General features: G+C 61.7%; 22 protein-coding genes, 1 tRNA gene and 1 riboswitch. Of the genes, 18 read left to right on the top strand and 5 right to left on the bottom strand.

Annotated features, from left to right (window positions below; genetic code table 11):
• Nucleotides 1–3: 3 nt before the first annotated feature.
• The 3 genes from ACXAH8_RS00345 to ACXAH8_RS00335 all read right to left on the bottom strand — a co-directional run bounded on the left by ACXAH8_RS00345 (nucleotide 4) and on the right by ACXAH8_RS00335 (nucleotide 3,012).
• Nucleotides 4–774, bottom strand: coding sequence for a hypothetical protein (locus tag ACXAH8_RS00345; RefSeq protein ID WP_475215185.1), 771 nt, complete (start codon nucleotides 772–774; stop codon nucleotides 4–6).
• 71 nt (nucleotides 775–845) lie between these two features.
• Nucleotides 846–2,264 carry a TolC family outer membrane protein gene (locus ACXAH8_RS00340; protein ID WP_170666384.1) on the bottom strand — a complete coding sequence of 473 codons (1,419 nt, stop codon included), beginning with the start codon at nucleotides 2,262–2,264 and terminating at the stop codon, nucleotides 846–848.
• A 94-nt stretch (nucleotides 2,265–2,358) separates the two neighbouring features.
• A complete protein-coding gene (locus ACXAH8_RS00335; RefSeq protein WP_475215183.1) occupies nucleotides 2,359–3,012 on the bottom strand; it encodes a protein-L-isoaspartate O-methyltransferase family protein in 654 nt (217 codons plus the stop codon).
• A gap of 220 nt (nucleotides 3,013–3,232) precedes the next feature.
• Here ACXAH8_RS00335 and ACXAH8_RS00330 point away from each other — a divergent pair.
• A tRNA-Cys gene (locus tag ACXAH8_RS00330) sits at nucleotides 3,233–3,306 on the top strand.
• A gap of 39 nt (nucleotides 3,307–3,345) precedes the next feature.
• Here the strand turns inward: ACXAH8_RS00330 and ACXAH8_RS00325 are convergent.
• Entirely contained in the window at nucleotides 3,346–4,416 is a 1,071-nt protein-coding gene (locus ACXAH8_RS00325) for an NAD(P)-dependent oxidoreductase (RefSeq protein WP_475215182.1), read from the bottom strand.
• 26 nt (nucleotides 4,417–4,442) lie between these two features.
• A riboswitch (cobalamin riboswitch) is annotated at nucleotides 4,443–4,646 on the top strand.
• Between the two features lie 83 nt (nucleotides 4,647–4,729).
• Between ACXAH8_RS00325 and ACXAH8_RS00320 the strand changes: the two genes are divergently transcribed.
• Genes ACXAH8_RS00320 through cobJ form a run of 7 tightly spaced genes read left to right on the top strand, consistent with a single transcriptional unit; the run spans nucleotide 4,730 to nucleotide 12,700 of the window.
• A complete protein-coding gene (locus ACXAH8_RS00320) occupies nucleotides 4,730–5,110 on the top strand; it encodes a DUF1636 family protein (protein ID WP_475215180.1) in 381 nt (126 codons plus the stop codon).
• On the top strand, nucleotides 5,107–6,162 hold the full coding sequence (gene cobW, locus ACXAH8_RS00315; protein WP_475215179.1) for a cobalamin biosynthesis protein CobW: 1,056 nt from the start codon (nucleotides 5,107–5,109) through the stop codon (nucleotides 6,160–6,162). Before ACXAH8_RS00320 ends, cobW begins: the two co-directional genes overlap by 4 nt.
• A gap of 5 nt (nucleotides 6,163–6,167) precedes the next feature.
• The gene (gene cobN, locus ACXAH8_RS00310) at nucleotides 6,168–9,461 is read left to right on the top strand and encodes a cobaltochelatase subunit CobN (protein WP_475215178.1); all 3,294 of its coding nucleotides are present in this window, start codon (nucleotides 6,168–6,170) and stop codon (nucleotides 9,459–9,461) included.
• On the top strand, nucleotides 9,458–10,597 hold the full coding sequence (gene cobG, locus ACXAH8_RS00305; RefSeq protein ID WP_475215176.1) for a precorrin-3B synthase: 1,140 nt from the start codon (nucleotides 9,458–9,460) through the stop codon (nucleotides 10,595–10,597). The genes cobN and cobG overlap by 4 nt, the downstream gene beginning before the upstream one ends.
• On the top strand, nucleotides 10,597–11,226 hold the full coding sequence (locus ACXAH8_RS00300) for a precorrin-8X methylmutase (protein ID WP_170374179.1): 630 nt from the start codon (nucleotides 10,597–10,599) through the stop codon (nucleotides 11,224–11,226). The genes cobG and ACXAH8_RS00300 overlap by 1 nt, the downstream gene beginning before the upstream one ends.
• A complete protein-coding gene (locus tag ACXAH8_RS00295; protein WP_170688936.1) occupies nucleotides 11,223–11,951 on the top strand; it encodes a precorrin-2 C(20)-methyltransferase in 729 nt (242 codons plus the stop codon). The genes ACXAH8_RS00300 and ACXAH8_RS00295 overlap by 4 nt, the downstream gene beginning before the upstream one ends.
• Nucleotides 11,948–12,700 (top strand): precorrin-3B C(17)-methyltransferase, encoded by a 753-nt coding sequence (cobJ, locus tag ACXAH8_RS00290; RefSeq protein ID WP_170688937.1) that lies wholly within the window; start codon nucleotides 11,948–11,950, stop codon nucleotides 12,698–12,700. Before ACXAH8_RS00295 ends, cobJ begins: the two co-directional genes overlap by 4 nt.
• Here the strand turns inward: cobJ and ACXAH8_RS00285 are convergent.
• On the bottom strand, nucleotides 12,673–13,437 hold the full coding sequence (locus tag ACXAH8_RS00285; RefSeq protein ID WP_475215174.1) for a cobalt-precorrin-6A reductase: 765 nt from the start codon (nucleotides 13,435–13,437) through the stop codon (nucleotides 12,673–12,675). The two genes, cobJ and ACXAH8_RS00285, sit on opposite strands and share 28 nt — an antisense overlap.
• On the opposite strand from ACXAH8_RS00285, the gene cbiE reads away from it, so the two are divergent.
• From cbiE to ACXAH8_RS00235, 10 genes are all read left to right on the top strand, one after another.
• On the top strand, nucleotides 13,436–14,635 hold the full coding sequence (gene cbiE, locus ACXAH8_RS00280) for a precorrin-6y C5,15-methyltransferase (decarboxylating) subunit CbiE (protein ID WP_475215173.1): 1,200 nt from the start codon (nucleotides 13,436–13,438) through the stop codon (nucleotides 14,633–14,635). The two genes, ACXAH8_RS00285 and cbiE, sit on opposite strands and share 2 nt — an antisense overlap.
• Nucleotides 14,632–15,000, top strand: coding sequence for a cobalamin biosynthesis protein (locus tag ACXAH8_RS00275; RefSeq protein WP_475215172.1), 369 nt, complete (start codon nucleotides 14,632–14,634; stop codon nucleotides 14,998–15,000). Before cbiE ends, ACXAH8_RS00275 begins: the two co-directional genes overlap by 4 nt.
• Complete coding sequence (cobM, locus tag ACXAH8_RS00270; protein WP_475215171.1) at nucleotides 14,997–15,791, top strand: precorrin-4 C(11)-methyltransferase; 795 nt, start codon at nucleotides 14,997–14,999, stop codon at nucleotides 15,789–15,791. Before ACXAH8_RS00275 ends, cobM begins: the two co-directional genes overlap by 4 nt.
• Nucleotides 15,784–17,112, top strand: coding sequence for a cobyrinate a,c-diamide synthase (locus tag ACXAH8_RS00265; protein ID WP_475215169.1), 1,329 nt, complete (start codon nucleotides 15,784–15,786; stop codon nucleotides 17,110–17,112). Before cobM ends, ACXAH8_RS00265 begins: the two co-directional genes overlap by 8 nt.
• Nucleotides 17,109–17,837, top strand: coding sequence for a uroporphyrinogen-III C-methyltransferase (gene cobA, locus ACXAH8_RS00260; RefSeq protein WP_475215168.1), 729 nt, complete (start codon nucleotides 17,109–17,111; stop codon nucleotides 17,835–17,837). The genes ACXAH8_RS00265 and cobA overlap by 4 nt, the downstream gene beginning before the upstream one ends.
• The gene (cobF, locus tag ACXAH8_RS00255; protein ID WP_475215166.1) at nucleotides 17,830–18,573 is read left to right on the top strand and encodes a precorrin-6A synthase (deacetylating); all 744 of its coding nucleotides are present in this window, start codon (nucleotides 17,830–17,832) and stop codon (nucleotides 18,571–18,573) included. Before cobA ends, cobF begins: the two co-directional genes overlap by 8 nt.
• Before the next feature lie 77 nt (nucleotides 18,574–18,650).
• Nucleotides 18,651–19,109 (top strand): DUF302 domain-containing protein, encoded by a 459-nt coding sequence (locus tag ACXAH8_RS00250; RefSeq protein ID WP_475215164.1) that lies wholly within the window; start codon nucleotides 18,651–18,653, stop codon nucleotides 19,107–19,109.
• Between the two features lie 81 nt (nucleotides 19,110–19,190).
• Complete coding sequence (locus ACXAH8_RS00245; protein WP_475215163.1) at nucleotides 19,191–20,810, top strand: thiamine pyrophosphate-binding protein; 1,620 nt, start codon at nucleotides 19,191–19,193, stop codon at nucleotides 20,808–20,810.
• A complete protein-coding gene (locus tag ACXAH8_RS00240; RefSeq protein ID WP_475215161.1) occupies nucleotides 20,797–21,981 on the top strand; it encodes a CaiB/BaiF CoA transferase family protein in 1,185 nt (394 codons plus the stop codon). The genes ACXAH8_RS00245 and ACXAH8_RS00240 overlap by 14 nt, the downstream gene beginning before the upstream one ends.
• A gap of 179 nt (nucleotides 21,982–22,160) precedes the next feature.
• The gene (locus tag ACXAH8_RS00235) at nucleotides 22,161–23,531 is read left to right on the top strand and encodes a tetratricopeptide repeat protein (protein WP_475215160.1); all 1,371 of its coding nucleotides are present in this window, start codon (nucleotides 22,161–22,163) and stop codon (nucleotides 23,529–23,531) included.
• The last annotated feature ends 13 nt before the right edge of the window (nucleotides 23,532–23,544 follow it).

Below are 23,544 nucleotides of genomic sequence, written 5' to 3'. Positions count from 1 at the left end.
CGATTATTCCAGCTCTTTGGCGGTCAGCGCGCGGTGAATCTCGCGCCGGACCATCTTGCGGACATTGCGGGTGATGCGTTCACCCAGCGCGCCCTGAAGCTCGGACCGAACAACTTCGGCGATCATCTCACGCAAGGCCTCCTCCTCGGACGCAGACAGCCCGATCTCGTCCTCGATCGTTTCCCCAGGAGCGTCGTCTTCGACTGGGTCTACTTTAGGAGTGTCCCCATGCCGAACAAATGTCGCCGGCTCTTCTTTTGGGGCACCCGCCTCGCCTGAAGTCGCATCCACACCCTCGGTATCCTCTTCTTCAAAGGTGGGCGCAGGTATCCAATGCAGCGCCTTCGAGGGCGTGCCGGAATACGCGTCGTCGCTGTCTCCGTCCGGCTCCCATTGGTCCTCGGTTCGCGCGATGGCGGCCTCAAGGGCTTCAATCTTGGCACTCAGGCTGCCAGATAGGTTTTCCGACGGGGTCTCGTCGCCGACCTCCTCAGCACCATCGTGATTGGCTGCTTCACCCGGCTGAACAATATCACAGGCCCGCAGGAGCATCGGCTTTGCCGAATCCTCGGGACTGTATTTGGGTTCCAGTTTCAGGGGTTCGGATTTTGGCGCGTCACCAACGCGCAGCGCGTCCGTCAAGACCAATCGGCCCGGCTTTCGTGGAGCGGTCGCAGTATCGGCATCCGACACTTTGCGACCGTCTTCGCTCACCAGTCGTTTTACCGACGACAGTACATCCTCGATACCTGAGGTCATGACGCTATCCGACATTGTTCTCTACCGCTCTATTCTTGAGACCAAGTGTAGCCAAACACGTCGGGCGTCACAACCAGTAGTATAGATCAGTCCCGCCGCAACGCTTTGAGAACGCGATCCAGATCCTTGCTTTGCTTGCTGACCTGCGCCGGAGCCTTTTTGACCAGATTGTAGTACAGCGTCGGGTCATAGATCTGCACCGCAAGCCCCAGACGTTCAGCCGTCAGAAGGCCTTGCGCCTGCAGCAGCTGGTATGCCGCCAAGGACCGTTCGGTGCGCGAGGCCACCTCGGCCAATTGCGCATCCAGAAGATCTTGCTGAGCGGTCAGCACGTCCAGCGTGGTCCGCGCGCCTAACGTTGCTTCTTCGCGAATCCCGTCGAACGCCACCTGCGAGGCGCGAACCCGCTCGGTTGAGGCCGTCAGGCTAGCCGTTGCCGTTTGGAACCGGACAAAGGCATCTGTCACACCCTGAGTGATGTTCTTCTGCACGTTCAGCAGATTGGCCCGCGACGAATCCCGGGTTGCCATCGCCCGGCGCACGTTGGCCGCAAGACGACCGCCTGCATAGATCGGCTGGTTGAAGTTCAGCGAAACCGTGGCGTCGTTGATGTAGTCATCATTGTCATATCGCTGCGTCACACCCGCATCCGCGTTCAGGCTGACATTGGGCCCAAGGTTGGCACGTTGCTGCTGCACGATCAAATCCAGCGCCCGCACCTGGTGCTGAGCCGATAGAATCGCCGGGTGATTGCGCTGCGCGAGGCTGATTGCCTCGGATTGCGAGCGTGGGAGATTCGGAAGCCCCGGCTGCCCAGCCGTACGCCCCGGCAACTTGCCGACCGCATTAACATACTCGGCCTGAGCGGTGCTGAGATCCCCTCTGGCATCCGCAAGATCCGCGCGCGAACTGGCCAGCTGCGCCTCGGAAAGAGCCACGTCAGTCCGCGTGACTTCACCCACTTCGAAGCGGTCGTTCGAGGCCCGAAGTTCCTCGCTCGACAGATCGACGTTGTTTTGCCGAATCTGGACCGTTTCTTCTTGCAACAGGACGCTCAGATACGCGGTTGCGGCCCGGAAAAGAACCTGCTGTTCGATATCAATCAGCGACTGGCGCGTCGACAGAACCGTTTCCTGTGCGGACTGCTTGCCCAGCACCGATGCCCCGCCATCATATAGAAGCTGGCTGAGGGTGAGACCCGAGAAGAATCGCGACGGGTCAGTGCTTGTTCTGACGGAGTCAGTTCTTGTTCTCGTGTAATCCTGACTGACCTGAACCGTCCAGTTGATGATCGGGCGCAGCGCGGAAAGCGCAATTGCCACGTCTTCGTCCGCTGCCCGCAACAGGGCTCGGTTCTGTTCCAGTAGACCGCTGGTGTTATACGCTCCGATGAACGCATCTGTCAGATTGTCAGCCCAGACGACCCGTCCGGGAACAGTACTCAGGGCAATGGCCGCAGTCACTGCAAGCGCTTTGACCAGCTTTCCCGCTGTCTTTCCACGCATACCAAATCCTCTCAAATCGAAATTACGCTGCCTCTCCGGCAGTTTGCGTCTTTATGTTCAACTAATCAAGGTTGTGGAAACAACAGTCAGCGGACTATAGCGAAAATGCACACTCTTGGGAAAAACCGTCCAAAACCAGCGCACTGGCGTTGAAAGCATCCCGCCAACTGACCACATCACCGGCCTTGCGACCTATGCGAACCGTACCCAGTTGCCCATCCATAAACAGACAGGCGATCCGGCCCTGATCCTTCAATTGGTCCAGTACCGTGTCGGGCACCTGTTCGACACCGCCTTGTATCATAATCACGTCATAAGGGCCATGCTCGGCCGCTCCCTCTTCCAGAGGTCCGACATGAATAACGGCATTGTCGACGTTTTCTTCGGTCAGCACGCTTTGCGCCTCAGAGGCAAGATGTTCGTCGGATTCGACGCCCACCACCAACTGCGCCATCCGCGCGGCGATTGCGGTCGAATAACCGTAGGCCGACGCGATATCGAGGACCATTTCGTCATTCGAGATATTCAGCGCATCCAACATCTTGGCTAGAGTGCGCGGCTCAAGAATGCAGCGGTTGTTGCCCAGATCGATCAACCCTTCGACATAGGCCGCTTCGCGCTGCGCCGTTGGCACAAAGCTTTCACGCGGAACGGACAGCATCGCGTCGATGATTGGAAACTTGGTCACATCCGAGGGTCTTACCTGCGTATCAACCATGGTGCGGCGCCGGGCTGCGAAATCTGACATCTGATCTCTCTTTTCAATCCCTTGGGTAATTGGCTTGTGCCATACTCGACCTGACTCGACAACGGCCCAGATGCCGCAAGCCTGGTTCACGATCCGTTTAGACCGGGTCTTACAAATATTGATTTGCGGCCCAAAATCGACGGCAATCCTCTGGACGCCCCCGATGAAAGCTGCTAAAACGCCCACCACACCACGGCAAGTATTTGATTTTACTTGAAAAGGCGAGTTGGCGGAGTGGTGACGCAGCGGATTGCAAATCCGTGTACACCGGTTCGATTCCGGTACTCGCCTCCACATCCCCCTCCTCTAAATACCGGCTCCGGAATTCAGTTTTCACGAGGAACGCCCCTGAGGCACAACCTCGTAACCTGGTTCTTCCGGCTCATCGTCCTGCATTTCCGTAGGAAAACCCGGTGCGCGGATGTCCAGGCCTGTGGCCTCTTCCAGACGTTTTATGATGTTTGGCGACAGCTCACGCTCGCCAAACCGGGCGATGCCATCCTCAAAGATCTTGATCATCACCGGATTGATTTCCAGCGGAACACCGGCGCGGTCGGCGACGTCCTGAAAGAGGCCGATATCCTTTTTCACCAAATCCATCGTAAACGAAATATCGCGCGAACCGTTCAGGATCACCTGGCTTTCGGTTTCGTGCACGAACGATGTCCCCGACGAGATTTTGATGGCCTCATAGGTGGTGTTCAAATCCATCCCGGCGGCCTTGGCGGTGACCAGCGCTTCGGCACAGGTGATCAGATTGGCCGTCGCCAGATAGTTGGTCAACACCTTCAGAACCGAGGCCGAGCCGAGCTCTCCGGTGTGCAGAACGCGCCGCCCCATGGTCGTAAGGAAGGGCAGAATGCGTTCGAAGGTGTCGCGATCGCAGCCAGCGAAGATCGAGATATTGCCCGTCGCTGCGCGGTGACAGCCACCCGAAACAGGGCAATCGACGGCGGCCCCTCCGCGCTCCAGAACCAATGCACCCAACCGCTTGACCTCGGCCTCGTCAGTGGTGGACATCTCCATCCAGATTTTACCGGGGCCGACCTCAGGCAGCATCTCTTGCATCACCGCGTCCGAGGCCGCAGGCGAAGGCAGGCAGGTGATCACGGCATCGCAATCGCGCATCATCTGTGCCGGGCTTTCAGCCGCTTTGGCCCCTTGCGCGACAAAGGCCTCAACCAAATCGGAACTTAGGTCATGAACCGTCAGGTCGATTCCATTGCGCAGCAATGACCCTGACAGCTTGCCGCCCACATTCCCAAGCCCGATAAAACCTACTTTCATGGATTTCGCCTCCGTTTGCGATTTGAGGCCATGCGACCATGCATCAGCGCCCTGTTCATGCCGCCTAGCGACGCTGGCAGGTCGCTTTTCAACGTGCCGCAGCGGTCTGAGCTGCATCGCGCTTGACAAGCTGCGGGTGCGTGCCGCATGAGCCTCATGTTGGTGTCTGTGAGAACAGATGAAAAGGGAATGCGTCAACGGGTTTTCCGCCAAACGCAGCCGCCCCCGCGACCGTGACCGGAGAGGGTGCCCAAGCCACTGGCGCAAAGCCGGGAAGGCGGGACATCCGACAGAGGACAACTCTGACATCCGCAAGCCGGGAGACCTGCCAGCGCCCGAAGATGAAACCGGACGGGGTGTTCCGGTGTCGGGTCAAGGGACCCGCATGAAACCCCGTCCCCCACGATGAGGATTTGGGGGGATGAGAGACATGACCGAGACCGCTCCGGTCGAATTGCTGGTTTGCACAACCTGTCGTCGCGGGCTGCCCGTTGAAGACGATGAGAAACGCCCCGGCACCCTGTTGCACAAGGCGCTTGAACAGGCGGAGCTGCCGGAAGGGATTACCCTTAAAGCCGTGGAATGCTTGTCGAACTGCAACGAGGGCTGTTCCATCGTGCTGCGCGGCGGCCCGGATCGCTGGACCTTCGTCTATGAGCACCTGAACGAAACAGACCATGTCGACGTGATCGTTGACGGTGCCACCAAGTACCTCGCGACCGAAGACGGCTTGGTCAAATGGCGCGAACGCCCCGAACATTTCCGCAAAAACTGCGCAGCCCGCATTCCCCCGATTGGAGCCCTGAAATGAGCAATCTTGAGAAACTCCCCGTCACTGTGATCACTGGCTTTTTGGGCTCGGGCAAAACAACTCTCGTCAAGCACCTTATGCAGAACCCGCAGGGCAAGCGTCTGGCCGTTGTGGTCAATGAGTTCGGCGATGTTGGCGTCGACGGCGATATCCTGAAATCCTGCGCGATCCCGGATTGTCCGGCGGAAAACATCATGGAACTGGCGAACGGTTGCATCTGCTGCACCGTGGCCGATGATTTCATCCCGACTATCGAAGCCCTGATGGCGCTGGAGCCGCGCCCCGATCACATCCTGATCGAAACTTCTGGCCTCGCCCTGCCCAAGCCGTTGCTGAAGGCGTTCGACTGGCCCGATATCCGTTCCAAAATCACCGTTGATGGCGTGATCGCGCTGGCCGATGCCGAGGCCGTCGCCGCCGGTCGCTTTGCGCCGAATGTCGAAGCCGTGGACGCTCAGCGCCTGGCCGACGATTCGATCGACCATGAAACGCCCCTTTCCGAGGTGTTTGAGGATCAGATTTCCTGCGCCGACATCATCCTGCTGACCAAGCCCGATCTGGCCGGTCCCGAAGGCGTTGCAAAAGCCAAAGAGATCATCGCCGCCGAGGCCCCTCGCCCGCTGCCCGTTGTCGAAGTGGCCGAAGGCGCCGTGGATGTACGTGTCGTTCTGGGGCTGGAAGCGGCTGCAGAAGACGACATGGACGCGCGGCCCAGCCATCACGATGGTCACCACGATCACGAACATGACGATTTCGAAAGCATCATCGTTGATCTGCCGGAACAATCCGATCCTGCCGATCTGGTCGCCAAGATCGAGCGTCTGGCCAATGAGCTGAACATCCTGCGCGTCAAAGGCTATGCCGCCGTTCAAGGCAAACCGATGCGCCTGCTGGTGCAGGCCGTGGGTGCTCGTGTGCGTCACCAGTATGACCGTCCGTGGGAGCCCGGTGAAGACCGCCGCTCGCGCATGGTGGTGATCGCCGAGCATGACGACATCAAAGAAGGAGAAATCCGCGATATCCTCGCGGGTGTAACCGAGGCCGCCGAGTAAGACCTATGCACGTCGTCTTCCGCGAAAGCCACGGGTTAGAAGAAACGGAAACCCCAACCGATCTGGGCCAGAGCCCGGCGGATTTGGTGGTGCTGTCCTTCTCGGACAGCGACCTTGGCGCTTTCGCGGCGGGCTGGCATCGCGGTGGCGGGCCGGATGGGCGTATGCCCACGATGCGGTTGGCGAACCTGACGGCGTTGAAACATCCTCTGTCCGTCGACACCTACGTGGAGCAGACGCTGGAGGGCGCCAAGGGCATTCTGATCCGCCTGATTGGCGGCGTGCCTTACTGGGCTTACGGGCTGCAGCAAGTGCTGTCGCTGGCGAAGGCCAAGGGCATCGCGTTGGCCGTCCTACCCGCCGACGGGCGTGAGGACCCGCGGCTGGATGACTATTCCACCCTGCCCGTCTCGACCCTGCGCCGTCTGGCACATCTCTGCGACACAGGCGGCGAAGTCGCGGCACAGGCCGCCTTGGCGCAGATGGCATTGGCGGCGGGGCTTTATGCCGGCCCGGTTATGGGGGCCAAAACTCTGCCCGAATCCGGCGCGTGGTGTCCTGATCGCGGCGTGATCCCGGTTGAGACTGCCTTTGCGGGCGACGCAAAACGTATCGTCGTCACCTTCTATCGCGCCTATTTGACCTCGGTGGACACGGCCCCTGTCGCCACCGTGATCCGCAGCTTGCGGGGTCGCGGGTTCGAGGCGGTGGGCCTCTTCGCCCCCTCCCTCAAAGCTCCTGCTGCCGCTGAATGGCTGCGTGACAACATCGTCACGCTGAAACCTTCGGCGATCATCAATGCCACCTCCTTCTCGGGCAAAGGCGCGTCGGGTACATCCCCTTTGGACGCGGCGGGCGTGCCCGTGTTTCAGATGGCCCTCGCCACGTCCCGCCGCAAGGCTTGGGCCGAGGCCGAACGGGGCCTTTCCCCCGCTGATCTCGCCATGCATGTGGTGCTGCCCGAAGTGGACGGGCGCATTTCGGCGGGCATTGCCTCGTTCAAAGAACCGGGCAAACGTGACCCGCATCTGGAATATTCCCGCTTTGCCCACCGGGCTGAGCAAGAGCGGATCGAAGCGATTATCGACCGTGTCACCGGCTGGCTGACCCTGCATGACAAACCCAAGGCGGATCAGGTGCCCGCGCTGGTGCTGTCGACCTATCCTGGCAAAGACTGGCAAATGGCGCACGCGGTGGGTCTGGACGCTCTGGCCTCGGCCGAGGCGATGCTGACCGATCTTCAGGCCGAGGGCTACAGCACCGCACCGGCCGAGCCGATTGCTGAAACCCTGCTAGACGCGCGCATCTCATGGCCTCTGGAAGACTACCAGGTAGCCTTGGCAGACCTGCCCGAGCCACTGCGCGCCGATCTCCAAACCGTTTGGGGTAAGCCCGAGGACGACCCGATCTTTACCGAGGGCGCGTTCCACTTCACCGCCTTGCGTCGCGGCAACGCGCTGGTTGCACTACAACCCGAACGCGGCACGCCCGAGCTGCGCGATGACGACTACCACGACCTGTCTCGCACCCCGCGCCATAGCTACGTCGCGTTTTATTTGTGGCTCCGCAAAGGGCTGGGCGCAGACGCGCTGATCCATATCGGCGCACATGGCACTCTGGAATGGCTTCCGGGCAAGTCCGTTGCTCTGTCGGCGAATTGCTGGCCCGAGGCGCTGATCCGCGACTTGCCAGTGATCTACCCCTTCATCGTCAACGACCCAGGCGAGGCCGCGCAAGCCAAGCGCCGGATCGGAGCCGTAACGCTGGGCCATATCCCGCCCCCGATGAAGGAAAGCGGCACTCCGGATCGCATGGTGCGGCTGGAATCTCTGCTCGATGAGTTCTCGAATGCCGACGGACTTGATCCCAAACGCCGCGACCGCCTTCAGGAAGATATCCGCGACGAGGCACAGGCCATCGGGTTGGAGAGCGATCTGGGCCTCGATCAGGCCACCTGCACTGCCGAGGCGGTAACCCGAATCGACCGCTTTGTTTGCGACATCAAAGAAAGCCAGTTTGGCGACGGACTGCATATCTATGGCCGCGCGCCTGAGGTTTCCAGCACTTTCGACCCTTCGCCTTCGGCCCATGCGGAACGGACCGCTCTTATCGACGCGCTGGCCGGGAAACGGATCGAGGCCGGGCCGTCCGGTTCCCCTTATCGCGGTCGCTCGGATGTTCTGCCAACAGGGCGGAACCTTTATACCACCGACCCCCGCTCGGTGCCGACGCGGGCGGCCTACACCCAAGGCGTCAAGCTGGCCGAGGAACTGGTCCGCCGTCACCTTCAGGAAGAAGGCGACTATCCCAAGGGGCTGATCGTTGACCTATGGGGCTCGGCCACCATGCGCACGGCGGGCGAGGAATTCGCCATGGCTTTGCACTTGCTGGGCGTGAAACCGGTCTGGGATAAGGGCTCGGAACGGGTCTCGGGGATCGAAGTGCTGCCGATAACCGACCTCAGCCGCCCGCGCCTGGATGTGACGCTGCGCGTCTCGGGCCTGTTCCGGGACGTCTTCCCAACCCTCTCGGCGCTTTACTGTCAGGCCATCCGCGCGTTGGCGGCGCGGGATGAGGCGACCGACTGGAACCCCTATGCCGGTCAGGCCCCGTCGGCCCGCGTATTCGGCCCCGCCCCCGGCAGCTATGGCGTCAACATGACCCAACTATCCGAGGTCTATACCGACGAGGCCCGCGCACAGGCAGGTGAGGCATGGCTTGAGGCCAGCTCTTTTGCGCTGGAGGGCGAGAATATCGTTCAGGACAAGGCGGGCATCACCCAACGCGTGGCGCATGCTGACAGTTTTGTTCACCTGCAGGACCTGACCGAAACAGACCTGCTGCTGGCCAATGACTACGCCACGCATGAGGCCGGTTTTGCCGCCGCCAAGAAGGCCACGGGTGGCACCGCGCAGCTGTATCACCTGGACAACACCAATCCCGAAAATCCACGCGCCCGTACCCTGCCGGAAGAGATCAGCCGCGTTGTCCATGCCCGCGCTGCCAATCCTGACTGGATCGCCGGGATGCAACGCCACGGCTTCCGCGGCGCGGCCGAGATCGCCGCGACATTGGATCACATGGCCTCGTTTGCGCATCTGTCGGGTACCGTTGCGCCGCATCTATTCGACATCTACCACGATGCCACGCTGGGCGATGAAGATGTGGATGCTTTCCTGCAACAGGCCAATCCGCAGGCCCATCAGGCCATGCAGGACCGGTTCCGCGCGCTGCTGGATGCCGGCTTGTGGAACACCCGGCGCAACTCGATCCGGGCGGACCTGGGGGGGCTGGGATGAGCGCGCCCACCCCAAAACCAGTCGTCCAAGGTTGGTGCCCCGGCGCCCACCGACCGATGATGTCTGGAGATGGGCTGGTGGTGCGCGTGCGCCCTCGGCTGGCGCGGCTGACCGCGCCACAAGCGCTTGGTCTGTGTGAACTGGCCCAGCAATTCGGCAACGGCACAATCGACCTGACCAACCGTGCGAACCTGCAGTTGCGTGGCGTGCAGGAAAGTGAACACCAGGCATTTCTGTCCGAGCTATCCGCGCTTGGGCTGTTGGACGCGGAGCCGGGTATTGAGGTCCGGCGCAACATTCTGGTCTCACCGCTCTACCAGCCGGGCGATCTGACCGCGCGGCTGACGCAGGAATTGATCGACCGCCTGAACGAGTTGCCCGCGCTACCGGCCAAGTTCGGCTTTGCCATCGACACGGGACCGGAGCGCTTGCTGGCGGCGGACTCGGCCGATATCCGGGTGGAGCGTTCCGCCGATGGGCTGATCCTGCGCGCAGATGGGGCACAGACGGGACGCGTCGTCTCCGAGGCCGAGGCCATTGATCACTTGATTGCTCTGGCCACGTGGTTTGCGAAGGTCTTCACGTCCGACACACGCCGCATGGCGCGGGTCGTGGCGGCTTTTGGTCTGCCTGCGGAATGGCAGGGCCGCGACCCCGGACCAATTGGCGCGTCGTTACAACCAGGCGCTTGCGATCTAGGTAGCCTCTACGGTGCGGCCTTTGGGCAATTGCCCGCAAATAAGCTGCACGCGCTGATCCGCGACAGCGGCGCCTCTGCCCTGCGTGTCACTCCTTGGCGGCTGATCCTGCTGGAAGGCGGGGCGGCGATACCCGCCCCGGGATTTGTCACGGATGGCACCAACCCGCTTATGACCGCCGATGCTTGCCCCGGGGCACCGCTCTGCCCGCAGGCGCAAGTGGAAACCCGCATTATCGCGCGCGAACTGGCCCCGCTTGTACCCGGCACCCTTCATGTCTCGGGTTGTTCCAAAGGGTGCGCTCGGATGGGCCCTGCGGATGTGACTTTAGTCGGCCAGAACGGACGATTTGATCTTGTCAAACAGGGCCGTGCGGAGGATGAGCCAATCCTGCGCGGGCTGGACCCCGAAACACTGATGACGATGGACTTCACCTGATGCCCTACACTTACGAAACCGACGGCGCGGCGATCTACAAGGAAAGCTTTGCAACCATCCGGTCCGAGGCCGATCTGGCCCGGTTCGAGGCCGATGAAGAGCAGGTCGCCGTTCGGATGATTCACGCCGCTGGCATGGTCGGGCTGGAAGAGTTCGTCCATTTCTCACCCGGTTTTGTATCCTCCGCGCGTACCGCGCTGGAAAACGGCGCACCGATCCTGTGTGACGCACGTATGGTCAGCGAAGGCGTGACCCGGTTCCGCCTGCCCGCCGAGAATGAGGTGATCTGCACCCTGCATGACGAGCGCGTGCGCCCTCTGGCTGCAGAGATGAGCAACACCCGCTCTGCGGCGGCGCTTGAGCTGTGGCGCCCGCATCTTGAGGGCGCTGTGGTCGCTATCGGCAATGCGCCGACGGCTCTGTTTCACCTGCTGAACATGCTGGAAGACCCTGACTGCCCGCGCCCCGCCGCCGTCATAGGTTGCCCCGTGGGCTTTGTCGGCGCGGTCGAATCCAAGGACGCCCTATGGGAGGCGCAGCCGGTGCCGTCCTGCATCGTCAAAGGCCGTCTGGGCGGCAGCGCCATCACCGTCGCCGCCATCAACGCCATCGCGAGCCGCGCCGAATGAGCGCCGGCAAGATATATGGCGTTGGCCTCGGCCCCGGTGACCCCGACCTGATGAGCGTGCGGGCCGACCGCCTGCTGCGCAATGCCCGCCACGTGGCGTTTTTCCGAAAGCCGGGCCGCAGTGGTCAGGCCCGACAGATCGTCAACGGTATGATCCCGGAAGGCGCGGTGGAGTTCCCGATGGAATACCCCGTCACAACCGAGATCCCTCTGAACGATCCGCGCTACAATGAGTTGTTGGCGGCGTTCTACGAGGACTGCGCGCAGCATCTGAAAACCCTTGCTGAGAAGGGCGAAGACGTCGTTGTTCTCTGCGAGGGCGACCCGTTTTTCTACGGCTCGTTCATGCATCTCTATACCCGCTTGCGCGACATCGCCCCCGTCGAGGTCGTACCGGCCATTACCGGCATGTCCGGCGCTTGGACAGCAACCGGCGATCCGATCACATGGGGCGACGACATCCTGACCGTTCTTGCCGCCACCCTACCCGAAGAGGTTCTGGCCGAACGCATGGCGAAGACTGACGCGCTGGTCGTGATGAAGATTGGACGCAATATCGACAAGGTGAAGCGCGCGCTCAAGACCGCCGGAATGTATGACCGCGCGTGGATCGTAGAATACGCGCAAATGCCGAACCAACGCGTCTGCAAATTGTCCGAAAATTGCGAGGGGATTACCCCCTATTTCTCGATCATCCTGGTGCACGGTCAAGGGCGACGGCCATGAGCGGCTGGGTCAAGATCGCAGGCCTCGGGCCGGGCAATGAAGACCTGGTCACGCCTGAAGTCTCCGCTGCGCTGGCCGAGGCGACCGATGTGGTGGGCTACATCCCCTATGTCGCGCGCGTGGCCGAACGCCCCGGCCTGACTCTGCATGCCAGTGACAACCGGGTTGAGATCGATCGTTCGCAACACGCGCTGCAGATGGCTACCGAGGGGAAGCGCGTGGTCGTTGTGTCCTCGGGTGACCCGGGTGTCTTTGCGATGGCCGCTGCAGTGTTCGAGGCGCTGGAGAACGGCCCTGAAGAATGGCGCAACCTTCAGATTGATGTGCTGCCGGGTATCACTGCGATGCTGGCCGCGTCTGCCCGTGCTGGCGCGCCCATGGGGCATGATTTCTGCGCCATCAACCTTAGCGATAATCTAAAGCCCTGGTCCCTGATCGAAAAGCGGCTGCGTCTGGCGGCGCAGGCGGACTTCTCCATGGCCTTTTACAATCCGCGCTCGAAGTCGCGGCCAGAAGGGTTTGTAAAAACGCTGGAAATCCTGCGCGATGAATGTGAACCTGAGCGCCTGATCCTGTTCGCGCGCGCCGTGTCGCGCGAGGACGAAGCGATCCGGATCTCCACGCTGGCCGAGGCCACGCCCGAGATGGCGGATATGCAGACGGTGGTCATTGTCGGATCATCGCGCACCCGCGTGATCGAACGCGACGGCGCGCCGATCGTCTACACCCCGAGGTTCACCCCAGAATGAGCCAGCCAGTCCAGAACCTGTGCAATCGTCGACAGCTCGGTCCGCTCCGGCAGGACCGGACGGTCGATCATCAGTACTGGCAGGCCCAGCGCCCGCGCCGCGTCCAGCTTGGCCCGCGCGCCCGTGCCGCCTGCGTTCTTGGACACAACCAACTGCGTCCCGTGCCTTTGCATCAGCGCGCGGTCGTCAGCCTCGGCAAACGGGCCGCGGGCGACAACCACGTCGGCATTCAGCAAGGGCAGCTCTTCGGGCGCATCGACCAGACGCAGCAGATAGTGATGCTGGGGCTGGGCAGAGAACTCCTCAAGATGCACCCGACCAACTGCAAGGAACACGCGCTGCGCCTCGACGTTCAACGCATCAACTGCGGCGGGGATATCGGGAACGTGTCGCCAGTCATCACCGGGCTGCACGCGCCAAGCGGGTCGCGTCAGCGCGGCCATTGGCGTTTGCGCTGCACGGCAGGCCTCAATCGCGTTTCGGCTCATTTGCGAGGCGAATGGATGAGTCGCGTCAATCACATGGCTGATCCCGTTGTCGCGGATATAAGCAACCAGACCCTGCACGCCGCCAAACCCGCCGACCCGAACCGGCAAGGGTTGCGGGCGCGGATTCTCGACTCGTCCCGCGTAGGAGTATATCGCCGCAAGCCCCTGTTCGGAAACGGCTTTGGCCAAAGCGTTCGCCTCGGTCGTGCCGCCCAGAATAAGCACATTGGGGATCAGGGGGTTGGTCATGTCTGATACTCCGTGGCTAACCGTTCTGGGCCTGGGTGAAGATGGGCTTGATGGCCTGTCGCCCGCAAACCGTCAAGTGCTGGATCGGGCCAAGGTCATCATGGGCCCGCCTCGGCACCTGTCACTGGTGCCCGAAACAGGGGCTGAGCGGATCGAATGGCCTGTGCCTTTCTCAGACGGTCTGCCGATCCTGACCGGGCTTCGGGGTCGTGCGACGGTGGTTCTGGCCTCGGGCGATCCGTTCTGGTTCGGCGCGGGTTCGATGATTGCACGCAATTTCGAAGCCGCCGAGTGGACCGCCCGACCTGGCCAATCCACCTTTTCGCTGGCCGCCGCGCGTTTGGGGTGGCCGTTGGAGGGTACCCAGACCTTTGGCCTTCACGCCGCTCCTCTGACGCGTTTGCGACCGCACCTGTCTCCGAGGCTAAGGGCGATCATCCTGTTGCGCAATGGTGCCGCCGTTGCAGAGCTTGCGACCTATCTGACTGAGACCGGGTTCGCCGATACCCAGTTGCACGTGATGGAGGCATTGGGCGGCCCGCGTGAACGCGCGCGCTCGGTCTCGTTGACCGAAGCGCTTCTGGGCACGTTCGATCACCCGGTCTGCGTCGGGCTGGAGGTTGCGGGCGAAGGGCGCGTTTTCCCCAAGGCCTCGGGTAAACCCGACGAGATTTTCGAGACCGACGGCCAGATTACCAAACGCCCGATCCGTGCGCTGACCCTGTCGGCGTTGGCCCCGCAACGCGGTGAGCATCTGTGGGATATCGGTGGCGGCACGGGGTCGATCAGCATTGAATGGCTGATGTGTGATCCGACCTTGACGGCCACAACCATCGAACCCCGCGTAGATCGCGCCGAACGCATCCGGCGCAATGCCGATGCGTTGGGGCAAGATCGGTTGAATGTCGTTCACGGTACGGCACCGGATGCGCTGTCAGGTCTGCCTCTGCCCGATGTTGTGTTCATTGGAGGCGGTCTCAGCGCCGATCTCTTGGCGTGGCTCCGCGATGCCCTTCCCTCAGGCACCCGGTTGGTCGCCAATGCCGTCACTTTGGAAAGCGAAGCGCTGCTGGCCCGCTGGCACGAAGAATTGGGCGGAGATCTTTTGCGGATTGAACTCGCGCAGTCCGCTCCACTCGGCCCTCGGCGTGGGTGGAAATCAGCCTATCCGGTCGTGCAATGGAGTGTGACGCTATGATCGTCGCAGGCCTTGGCTTTTCATCAAGCGCAACAGTGGACAGCCTGCGCGCGGCCTATAAAGCCGCCGCCGCTGCGCATGACGTTGAAGCCTTGGCAACCGTTGCCGGCAAAGAGGGCCACCTGGCTCTGGCCAGTTTCGCAGAAGGCCTTGCCCTGCCCTTGCATTTCGTTGCCGCAGCCGATCTGGCCGGGCAGCGCACCCTGACATGTTCGAACCGCAGCCGTGCCACCTATGGCACCGGCAGCGTGGCCGAAGCATCCGCATTGGTCGCCGCCGGGAATGGCGCGCGGCTTCTTTCACCCAGACATATCTCGGACGACGGGCTGGCGACATGCGCCATTGCCATCGGAGGACACTCATGACCGTTCATTTCATTGGCGCCGGACCGGGCGCCGCCGATCTGCTGACCCTGCGTGGGCGCGATATCATCGTGTCCTGCCCCGTTTGCCTCTATGCGGGATCTCTGGTGCCCGAAGAAATTCTGAGCCACTGCCCCGAAGGCGCGAAGATCATCAACACCGCGCCCATGGATCTGGATCAGATCATGGCCGAGATCGATGCGGCGCATAAGGCCGGCCAGGATGTAGCACGCCTGCATTCGGGCGATCTGTCGGTCTGGTCGGCAATGGGTGAACAAATCCGCCGACTTAAAGATATGGGCATCCCCGTCAGCGTCACCCCCGGCGTGCCCTCCTTCGCGGCGGCTGCGGCGTCTTTGGGCACGGAATTGACCTTGCCGGGCCTCGCGCAATCGGTAGTTCTGACGCGGACCCCGGGCCGTGCGTCCTCGATGCCCGAAGGTGAAACACTAGAGAACTTCGCCCGCACCGGCGCGACACTGGCCATTCATTTGTCGATCGGCAATCTGGACAAGGTGATTGCCGATCTGAGCCCTACCTATGGCGCGGACTGCCCCGTAGCGGTCGTCTACCGGGCCAGCTGGCCGGATGAGCGGATCATCCGCGCGACGCTGGCCACGCTCAAAGACGCGCTGGATGAAAGCATTTCGCGCACCGCGTTGATCATGGTCGGGCCTGCACTGGCGGGTGAAGGATTCGACGAGAGCTGCCTGTATTCGAAAGGCTACGACCGCCGCTACCGCCCACAGAGCGCGGACAGCCCGTGGTCAAGCTGGAGCCCCGAGGATGAATGACGCGATGACGACCCCTCCGGGCATTTTGATCTCCGCGCCCTCTTCAGGGACCGGCAAAACCACCGTGATGCTGGGCCTGTTGCGGGCGCTGGCCGAGGATGGCCTGATCGTGCAGCCGTTCAAGAGTGGCCCCGACTATATCGACCCGGCCTTTCACCGCGCGGCGGCGGGGCGAGCTTCGTTCAACCTTGATAGTTGGGCGATGGGCGACGGGCTGCTTGGCGCGATCTCGGATCAGGCCGAAGGGGCGGACATCGTGGTGGCCGAAGGCTCGATGGGTCTTTTCGATGGCGTCGCCAAACCCGGCGAGCTGGGCCACGGGTCCAGTGCCGAAACCGCGCAACGCATGGGCTGGCCCGTTGTATTGGTTTTGGACGTGGGCGGTCAGGCCCAATCGGCAGCGGCGACCGCGCTGGGGTTCAAGATGTACAACCCCGATCTGCCCTTTGCCGGAGTGATCCTGAACCGCTGCGCCAGCCCTCGGCATGAGCGGTTGACACGGTTGGGTATGGAACGGGCAGGCCTGCCGGTTCTGGGCGTATTGCCCCGTCGCGGAGACCTGACTCTGCCGGAACGTCATCTGGGGTTGATCCAAGCGGTTGAGCATCCCGATCTGGAAAGTGCCATTGTGGGTTATGCGGCATTCCTGCGGGAGCATGTGGACCTTGAGGCAATCAAACTAGCGGTTTCCTCAGCCCCCAAGGGGCCATCGTCAGCCGCGCTGCCGCGGCCTCCGGCGCAACGAATCGCGCTGGCCCGGGATGCAGCGTTTTCGTTCACCTATCCGCATCTGTTGGAGGGATGGCGCGCGGCGGGGGCCGAGATCCTGCCGTTTTCGCCATTGGCCAATGAAGCCCCCGCAGATGATGCCGATCTGGTTTGGTTGCCGGGTGGGTATCCGGAGCTGCACGCAGGCACTCTGGCCGCCGCGGACACGTTCCTGACCGGTTTGCGGAATCACGCGGAGAGCAAGCCGGTGCATGGGGAATGCGGTGGCTACATGGCCCTTGGTGAGGTTCTGATCGACAAAGAGGGCGTGCCGCACCAGATGGCCGGATTGCTGGGGCTGCAGACCTCGTACCAGAAGCGCAAATTCAATCTGGGGTACCGACGGGCCGAACTGCTGGCTCCGATGCCCGGATTTGCTCAAGGCGCATCGCTGCGGGGGCATGAGTTCCACTATTCCTCGATCATTGAACAGCCAGATGCACCGCTGGCGCGTGTGTTCGATGCTGAAGGGGATGAAGGCCCGCAGACCGGATCGCGCCGTGGCAATGTCACCGGTACGTTCTTTCACCTCATCGCCGAGGCCTCGGCATGAGCGGGTTTGTGTCATTCATCGGGTCCGGTCCGGGAGACCCGAAATTGCTGACCCTGAAGGCCGTGGACCGGATGCAGAAGGCCGACGCCGTTCTGTTCGACGATCTGAGCAGCGGGCCCATTCTGAGCCACGCGCAACCGGATGCCGATCTTGTGGGCGTCGGCAAACGAGCCGGGCGGCCCTCGCCGAAACAGGATCATGTCAGCCGCCTGCTCGTGGAATACGCGCAGACCGGTCAACGGGTCGTGCGGTTGAAATCCGGCGATGGCGGCATGTTCGGACGGCTTGAGGAAGAGATCGTTGCCCTGCGTGCTGCCGGGATCGACTATGAGATCATCCCCGGCATCCCCTCGGCCATCGCTGCCGCTGCCGCTGCCGGTATTCCGCTGACCCGCAGATTGACGGCCCGGCGGGTGCAGTTTGTCACCGGCCACGATGTCAGCGGACAACTGCCGCCCGATCTGAACCTGACCGCTTTGGCGGATGCGGCGGCGACCACCGTTGTGTTCATGGGCAAACGAACCTTTCCGCTGCTGGTCGAGGCCCTGCACGCCAACGGCCTGCCACTGGGTACGCCTGCACTGATGGCGGAATCCGTTTCCACACCGGATCAGAAGCTGCACCGCTCGACCATTGGCGCGCTGGCCGACACGCTGAAATCCGAGATCGGAACGGCCCCTGCCCTTATCCTCTATGGGCCCTTGGCGGAGTTCGAGGATGTATGAGCTGTCCCTGGTCGGAATTGGCACCGGGAATCCCGATCACTTAACCCTGCAAGGCGCGCAGGCAATCCGCGAGGCGGATCTGATCCTGATCCCGCGCAAGGGTGAGAACAAAGCCGATCTGGCCGGACTGCGGGAGGAGATCATCGCCAAGGTCACTGAGATGCCTCCGCAGATCGCGTATTTCGATATCCCCAAGCGCCGCTCGGACGACGGATATCTGCAAGGCGTCGACGAGTGGCACGATGCTATTGCACTGCGCTGGCAAGAAGCGATGGCGGAACATCCTGAGGCCTCAAAGATCGCCCTATTGATCTGGGGGGATCCCTCGCTTTATGACAGCTCGCTTCGGATTGCCTCTCGGCTGGACCCGCAACCGCGCAAACGCGTGATTCCGGGGATTACCGCGCTACAAGCGCTAACAGCAGCCCATACCATTCCCATCAACGATATCGGCGCGCCTTATGTTGTTACCACTGGCCGCCGCATCCGCGATGAAGGCTGGCCCTCGGACGCCACCAAGGTGGCCGTGATGCTAGACGGCGAGTGTTCATTCCAAGCGCTGGATATGAAGGCGTTCGATATCTGGTGGGGCGCCTATGTCGGCATGAAGGAAGAGATCCTGATCCACGGCCCACTAGATGAGGTAGCCGAAACCATCTTGACCACCCGCGCGCAGGCCCGAGCCGATCATGGTTGGATCATGGATATCTACCTGCTGCAAAAACGGTCACCCTGAAGACTTATACGAAAATGTGAATGCAGCGATGGGTGAAACCTGCTCTAGTTGGGCACCAACAAGACGGAGACCCTGTGATGAGAGCAATCTGCGCTGCGTTCTACTTGCTAGCCTCGCCTGCCCTTGCGGATCAGGCCCTGCCGGGATGGGCCGTTCATGACACAGGGAAATCCTATGACGCGCTGGTGGCCGACACCAAGGCCGCCGTCAAGGAACACGGGCTGATCGTTGTCACTCAGGCCGGGCCGACCAAAGCGGCGGCGGCCCGTGGGATCACCATTCCGGGCAATCGCGTGATCGGCGTGTTCAACAACGACTATGCGGTGCGGGTGCTGGAAACCTCGACCGCGGCGATGATCGAGGCGCCGATCCGCTTCTATGTCACCGAAAATGACGACGGCACCGCGCGCTTGTCCTACAAAACCCCCAGCTTTGTGTTTGCGCCTTACGCGGATCAGGGCGGGCAGGCCCTGTCCGATATTGCCGCAGAACTGGACCAAAAGTTTCAATCCATCGCGAAAACAGCCGTCAAATAGTCACACTGATGTGAACCCGCTTGCCTCTTGCCGGTGTGTCAGACATTTGCTGTCACATATCTTTTTCTCGGAGCATGACTGATGCAGGACCTCTCTCCCCGCGCGGCGGATCTACTGGCTCAACGATTGTATGAGGCAGGGTGCCGCCATGCGTTCGGCATGCCGGGCGGCGAGGTTCTGACGCTGGTGGACGCGCTGGAACAGGCAGGCATCACCTTTCATCTGACCAAACACGAGAACGCAGCCGGGTTCATGGCCGAAGCCGTCCATCACCGCGATGGCGCGCCCGCGATTCTTGTCGCAACCCTCGGCCCCGGCGCGATGAACGGGATCAACGTGGTTGCCAACGCGCTGCAAGACCGGGTCCCGATGATCGTGCTGACCGGCTGCGTCGACGCGGATGAGGCGCTGACCTACACGCATCAGGTCATGGACCACAGCCAAGTCTATCGCTCAATCACCAAAGGGACCTTTACCCTCACCGCCGAGGGCGCGGATATCGTCGCCGACAAGGCGGTGTCGCTCGCCAACCAGCCCCGCCCCGGTCCGGTGCATATCGACGTCCCGATCTCGGTCGCGGATACCCGTGTCTCATCGACGAAACGCCGCCGTCTGGCCAAGGTTGCCCCTGTAGCGCCCGAAGGCGACTGCCTGTCCAAAGCCCGTCGCTGGGTGGCCGAGGCCGAGCGTCCGATTGCGATCATCGGGCTGGATGTCCTCTATGACGACTCGCGCAGCGTGGTTCAGGCCTTTCTGGAACATTTCAGCATCCCCTTCGTCACCACCTACAAAGCAAAGGGCGTGGTGCCCGAAGATCATCCGCTCTGTTTGGGCGGTGCCGGGCTGTCCCCTCTGGCCGACAAACACCTTGTCCCGCTGGTGGAACAGGCCGATCTGGTTCTGTGCCTGGGCTATGACCCTATCGAAATGCGCCCCGGCTGGCGTGAGATCTGGGATCCAGAAGAAACGCGCGTGATCGATATCTCGGCCGTGGTCAATGATCACTACATGCATCAGGCTGGGCTAAACCTTGTCGCCGATACTGGCCAGACCCTCGAAGCCATCGCCAAAGGCAACCCCGCCCGCGCCACATGGCCTGCCGGAGAACCCGTGAAGGTCAAAGCCGCTTTGGCGGAAGCCTTCCCGCAAGATGACGATTGGGGTCCCGCTGGTGTGATTGCCGAGACGCGCGCTGCACTGCCCGCAAATACTCTGGCAACGGCGGATAGCGGCGCGCATCGCATCCTCCTCAGCCAGATGTGGGAGTGTTCAGAACCGCGCGGGCTGATCCAGTCCTCGGCCCTTTGTACCATGGGCTGCGCTGTTCCAATGGCGATCGGGCTGAAACTGGCGGAACCGAACCGACCGGTGATCAGCTTTTCGGGCGATGCCGGGTTCCTTATGGTCGCCGGAGAGCTTTCGACCGCCGCCGAAATGGGCGGCAACCCGATCTTTTTGGTCTTTGTCGACGCCTCCCTCGCCCTGATCGAGTTGAAACAACGCCAACGGCAGATGGGCAACAAGGGGGTCGATTTCGACCGCCATGACTTTGCCGCCCTGGGCCGCGCGTTCGGAGGCTATGGACACACGGTCCGCAACCGCGCAGAACTGCGTGCAGCACTGGATCAGGCGGTCAAAGCCGACCGCTTTACCGTCATCGCTGCCGAGATCGAGCGTGGAGGATATGATGGCCGAATCTAATGGGCCGCTCAAAGGCGTAAAGGTTCTGGACCTGTCGCGGATTCTGGCCGGACCGACCTGCACCCAGCTGCTGGGCGATCTTGGCGCAAGCGTCATCAAGATCGAAAACCCCTCGACTGGTGGGGATGATACGCGGCAATGGGGCCCTCCGTATGTTGAGGATGAAGCGGGCAACCGTTCCGATCTGAGCGCCTATTTCATGTCGGCCAACCGGAACAAGAAATCCGTTGCCATCGACATTGCGACGCCAGAAGGACAAGCCGAGATCAAGCGGCTGGCCTCGCATGCTGATATCCTGATCGAGAATTTCAAACCCGGCGGGCTGGCGAAATACGGGCTGGATTACAACAGCTTGTCGCAGGATCTTCCCGGCCTCGTCTATTGCTCGATTTCCGGCTACGGGCAGACAGGCCCCAACTCCAGCAAACCTGGTTATGACCTGATGGCGCAAGGGTATGGTGGGATCATGTCCCTGACAGGCGACCCCGAGGGCGCGCCAATGAAGGTGGGCGTGGGCATCGCCGATGTGATGTGCGGCATGTACGCAACCGTCGGCATTCTGGCCGCGCTGCGCCACCGCGACCTAACTGGTGAAGGGCAACAGATCGACCTTGCGTTGGTGGATGCCCAGATCTCATGGTTGATCAATGAGGGCACAAACTACCTGACCTCGGGCCAGGTACCTCAGCGACGCGGCAATGGACATCCAAATATTGTCCCGTATGAGGTGTATGAGACGGCAGATGGTCACGTGATTTTGGCTGTTGGAAATAACAGCCAGTTCCGCAGGTTCTGCGCGTTCATCGGTCACGCCGATCTTGCCGACGACGACCGCTTTGCCACCAATCCGGCGCGACTAGAGCACCGTGACGCACTGAACACTATCCTGCGCCCGGCGATGAAACAGCGCCCGACGACGACTGTGATTTCCGAGCTTGAGGCCCTCAAGGTGCCCGTCGGCCCGGTGCAAACGGTGGATCAGGTGTTTGACACCGATCAGGTCGCCGCGCGGCAGATGAAGATCGCCATGCAGGCCCAACCGGGAGAGGTGAATCTGATCGGCAATCCGCTCAACCTGTCGCTCACGCCTGTAACATATCGGCATGCGCCGCCGGTCTTCGGGGCCGATACTGATGATATTTTAAGCGCTGAAAACCCGTTCGAAGATTGAAACACTTGCATGTTTCGGCAGCAACTTGCTGAAACATGCCCTTGAATCGGCGGTTTTTTTCACTTTTTTCACACACGCGATTTCACCAATTCGAGAGCAGGGTCGATACTGTTACGAGGCCGTCGCAGACTCTGGTAAATCGAACAGTGTCAAATACCGCAACCAGATTGGACCCAAGTATGAAACAAGACGTTTTTGGACAGATGAACACTCTGACCCACCCGGCGGCCGTCGAGGCATGGGACGGTGTTCTGCTTGGGTTCATGGCGCATGCGGCGATTACCCCTCAGCATCTGGGAAAAGTGTTGGAGCTTGAGCCCGACTTCGCTTTGGGCCACGCGGTCAAGGGCCTGTTCATGGTTCTTCTGGGCCGACGCGAGATGCTACCCGTAGCCGTCGACGCGCTGAGCGCCGCCAATGAAGCGATGAAACGCCAGCCCATCTCGAAGCGAGAGCAGCTATTTGTTGAGGCCCTGTCCCTCTATCTGGCGGACCTGCCCTCGCAAGCCGTGCAGAAATTCGAAGAGGTGCTGCGCGCCCATCCGACAGACTCGCTGGCGATGAAGCTCAGCCATGCGACCCGGTTTGTGCTGGGCGACGCGGAAGGCATGCGGCGCTCGATCGAACGCGTCATGCCCGCCTACGAGCCGGATCATGCGGGCCGTGGCTATCTACTGGGCTGTCATTCCTTCGCGTTGGAAGAGACCGGATCCTACGAAAAGGCCGAGATTGCCGGTCGTCAGGCACTGTGGATGGTGTCCGACGATGCCTGGGGTCTGCACGCGGTCGCACATGTTCACGAGATGACGGGCAATGCTCAGCTCGGCCTGGATTGGCTGGCGGGGCGTGAGGACGCCTGGGCCCATTGCAACAACTTCCGCTATCACGTCTGGTGGCACAAGGCGCTGATGCATCTGGATCTGGGTCAGGTTGATCAGGTCATCGACCTCTATGACCAGCATATCCGCAAGGACAAGACTGACGATTATCGCGATATCTCGAACGCAACCTCGCTACTGTCCAGGATGGAGCTTGAAGGCATTGATGTCGGCGACCGCTGGGAGGAGTTGGCCGATCTCAGCGCTGCCCGGACCGAAGATGGCTGCCTGATTTTCGCCGACCTGCATTATCTGCTGGCGCTGACCGGCGACAACCGCTCGGACGCGACGGGCAAGATGCTGCAGCGCATCCAGAAAGACGCGCAGCGCAATCAAGGCGACACACCGATCCGCATGTCTGACCCCGGCATAGCCGCCGCCAAGGGGCTTGAGGCCTTTGGGGACGGTCTCTACGGCGCGGCGTTTGATTTCCTGTCGACCGCCCGCTCGGGCATGCAGTTGGCCGGTGGCAGTCACGCCCAACGTGATGTATTCGAGCGCATCACAATTGATTCCGGCCTGCGCGCCGGGCGCCTGGATGCGGTCGAGCGTATTCTGGATGACCGCCGTGCCAAACGCGCCGGTGGTGAGGACAATTATGCACTCGCGCGCCGCGCCCTGATTAACGCGGCCCGCGACAACGGCGACGCCCAAAGCGTTCCGGCCGAATAACAAAAAGACCAAG

The sequence above is a fragment of the Ruegeria sp. ABV3_008 genome (assembly GCF_056161185.1).
This window is presented reverse-complemented; position numbering and strand designations above follow the sequence as displayed.

Coding starts and splice junctions, on each gene's coding strand:
- ACXAH8_RS00285 (WP_475215174.1), bottom strand. CDS start 13,437: ATGACCAACCCCCTGATCCCCAATGTGCTTATTCTGGGCGGCACGACC.
- ACXAH8_RS00295 (WP_170688936.1), top strand. CDS start 11,223: ATGAGCGCCGGCAAGATATATGGCGTTGGCCTCGGCCCCGGTGACCCC.
- cbiE (WP_475215173.1), top strand. CDS start 13,436: ATGTCTGATACTCCGTGGCTAACCGTTCTGGGCCTGGGTGAAGATGGG.
- ACXAH8_RS00245 (WP_475215163.1), top strand. CDS start 19,191: ATGCAGGACCTCTCTCCCCGCGCGGCGGATCTACTGGCTCAACGATTG.
- ACXAH8_RS00235 (WP_475215160.1), top strand. CDS start 22,161: ATGAAACAAGACGTTTTTGGACAGATGAACACTCTGACCCACCCGGCG.
- cobW (WP_475215179.1), top strand. CDS start 5,107: ATGAGCAATCTTGAGAAACTCCCCGTCACTGTGATCACTGGCTTTTTG.
- ACXAH8_RS00265 (WP_475215169.1), top strand. CDS start 15,784: ATGAATGACGCGATGACGACCCCTCCGGGCATTTTGATCTCCGCGCCC.
- ACXAH8_RS00320 (WP_475215180.1), top strand. CDS start 4,730: ATGACCGAGACCGCTCCGGTCGAATTGCTGGTTTGCACAACCTGTCGT.
- ACXAH8_RS00345 (WP_475215185.1), bottom strand. CDS start 774: ATGTCGGATAGCGTCATGACCTCAGGTATCGAGGATGTACTGTCGTCG.
- ACXAH8_RS00335 (WP_475215183.1), bottom strand. CDS start 3,012: ATGTCAGATTTCGCAGCCCGGCGCCGCACCATGGTTGATACGCAGGTA.
- ACXAH8_RS00250 (WP_475215164.1), top strand. CDS start 18,651: ATGAGAGCAATCTGCGCTGCGTTCTACTTGCTAGCCTCGCCTGCCCTT.
- ACXAH8_RS00340 (WP_170666384.1), bottom strand. CDS start 2,264: ATGCGTGGAAAGACAGCGGGAAAGCTGGTCAAAGCGCTTGCAGTGACT.
- ACXAH8_RS00240 (WP_475215161.1), top strand. CDS start 20,797: ATGGCCGAATCTAATGGGCCGCTCAAAGGCGTAAAGGTTCTGGACCTG.
- cobN (WP_475215178.1), top strand. CDS start 6,168: ATGCACGTCGTCTTCCGCGAAAGCCACGGGTTAGAAGAAACGGAAACC.
- cobJ (WP_170688937.1), top strand. CDS start 11,948: ATGAGCGGCTGGGTCAAGATCGCAGGCCTCGGGCCGGGCAATGAAGAC.
- cobA (WP_475215168.1), top strand. CDS start 17,109: ATGAGCGGGTTTGTGTCATTCATCGGGTCCGGTCCGGGAGACCCGAAA.
- ACXAH8_RS00325 (WP_475215182.1), bottom strand. CDS start 4,416: ATGCAGCTCAGACCGCTGCGGCACGTTGAAAAGCGACCTGCCAGCGTC.
- ACXAH8_RS00275 (WP_475215172.1), top strand. CDS start 14,632: ATGATCGTCGCAGGCCTTGGCTTTTCATCAAGCGCAACAGTGGACAGC.
- ACXAH8_RS00300 (WP_170374179.1), top strand. CDS start 10,597: ATGCCCTACACTTACGAAACCGACGGCGCGGCGATCTACAAGGAAAGC.
- cobF (WP_475215166.1), top strand. CDS start 17,830: ATGTATGAGCTGTCCCTGGTCGGAATTGGCACCGGGAATCCCGATCAC.
- cobG (WP_475215176.1), top strand. CDS start 9,458: ATGAGCGCGCCCACCCCAAAACCAGTCGTCCAAGGTTGGTGCCCCGGC.
- cobM (WP_475215171.1), top strand. CDS start 14,997: ATGACCGTTCATTTCATTGGCGCCGGACCGGGCGCCGCCGATCTGCTG.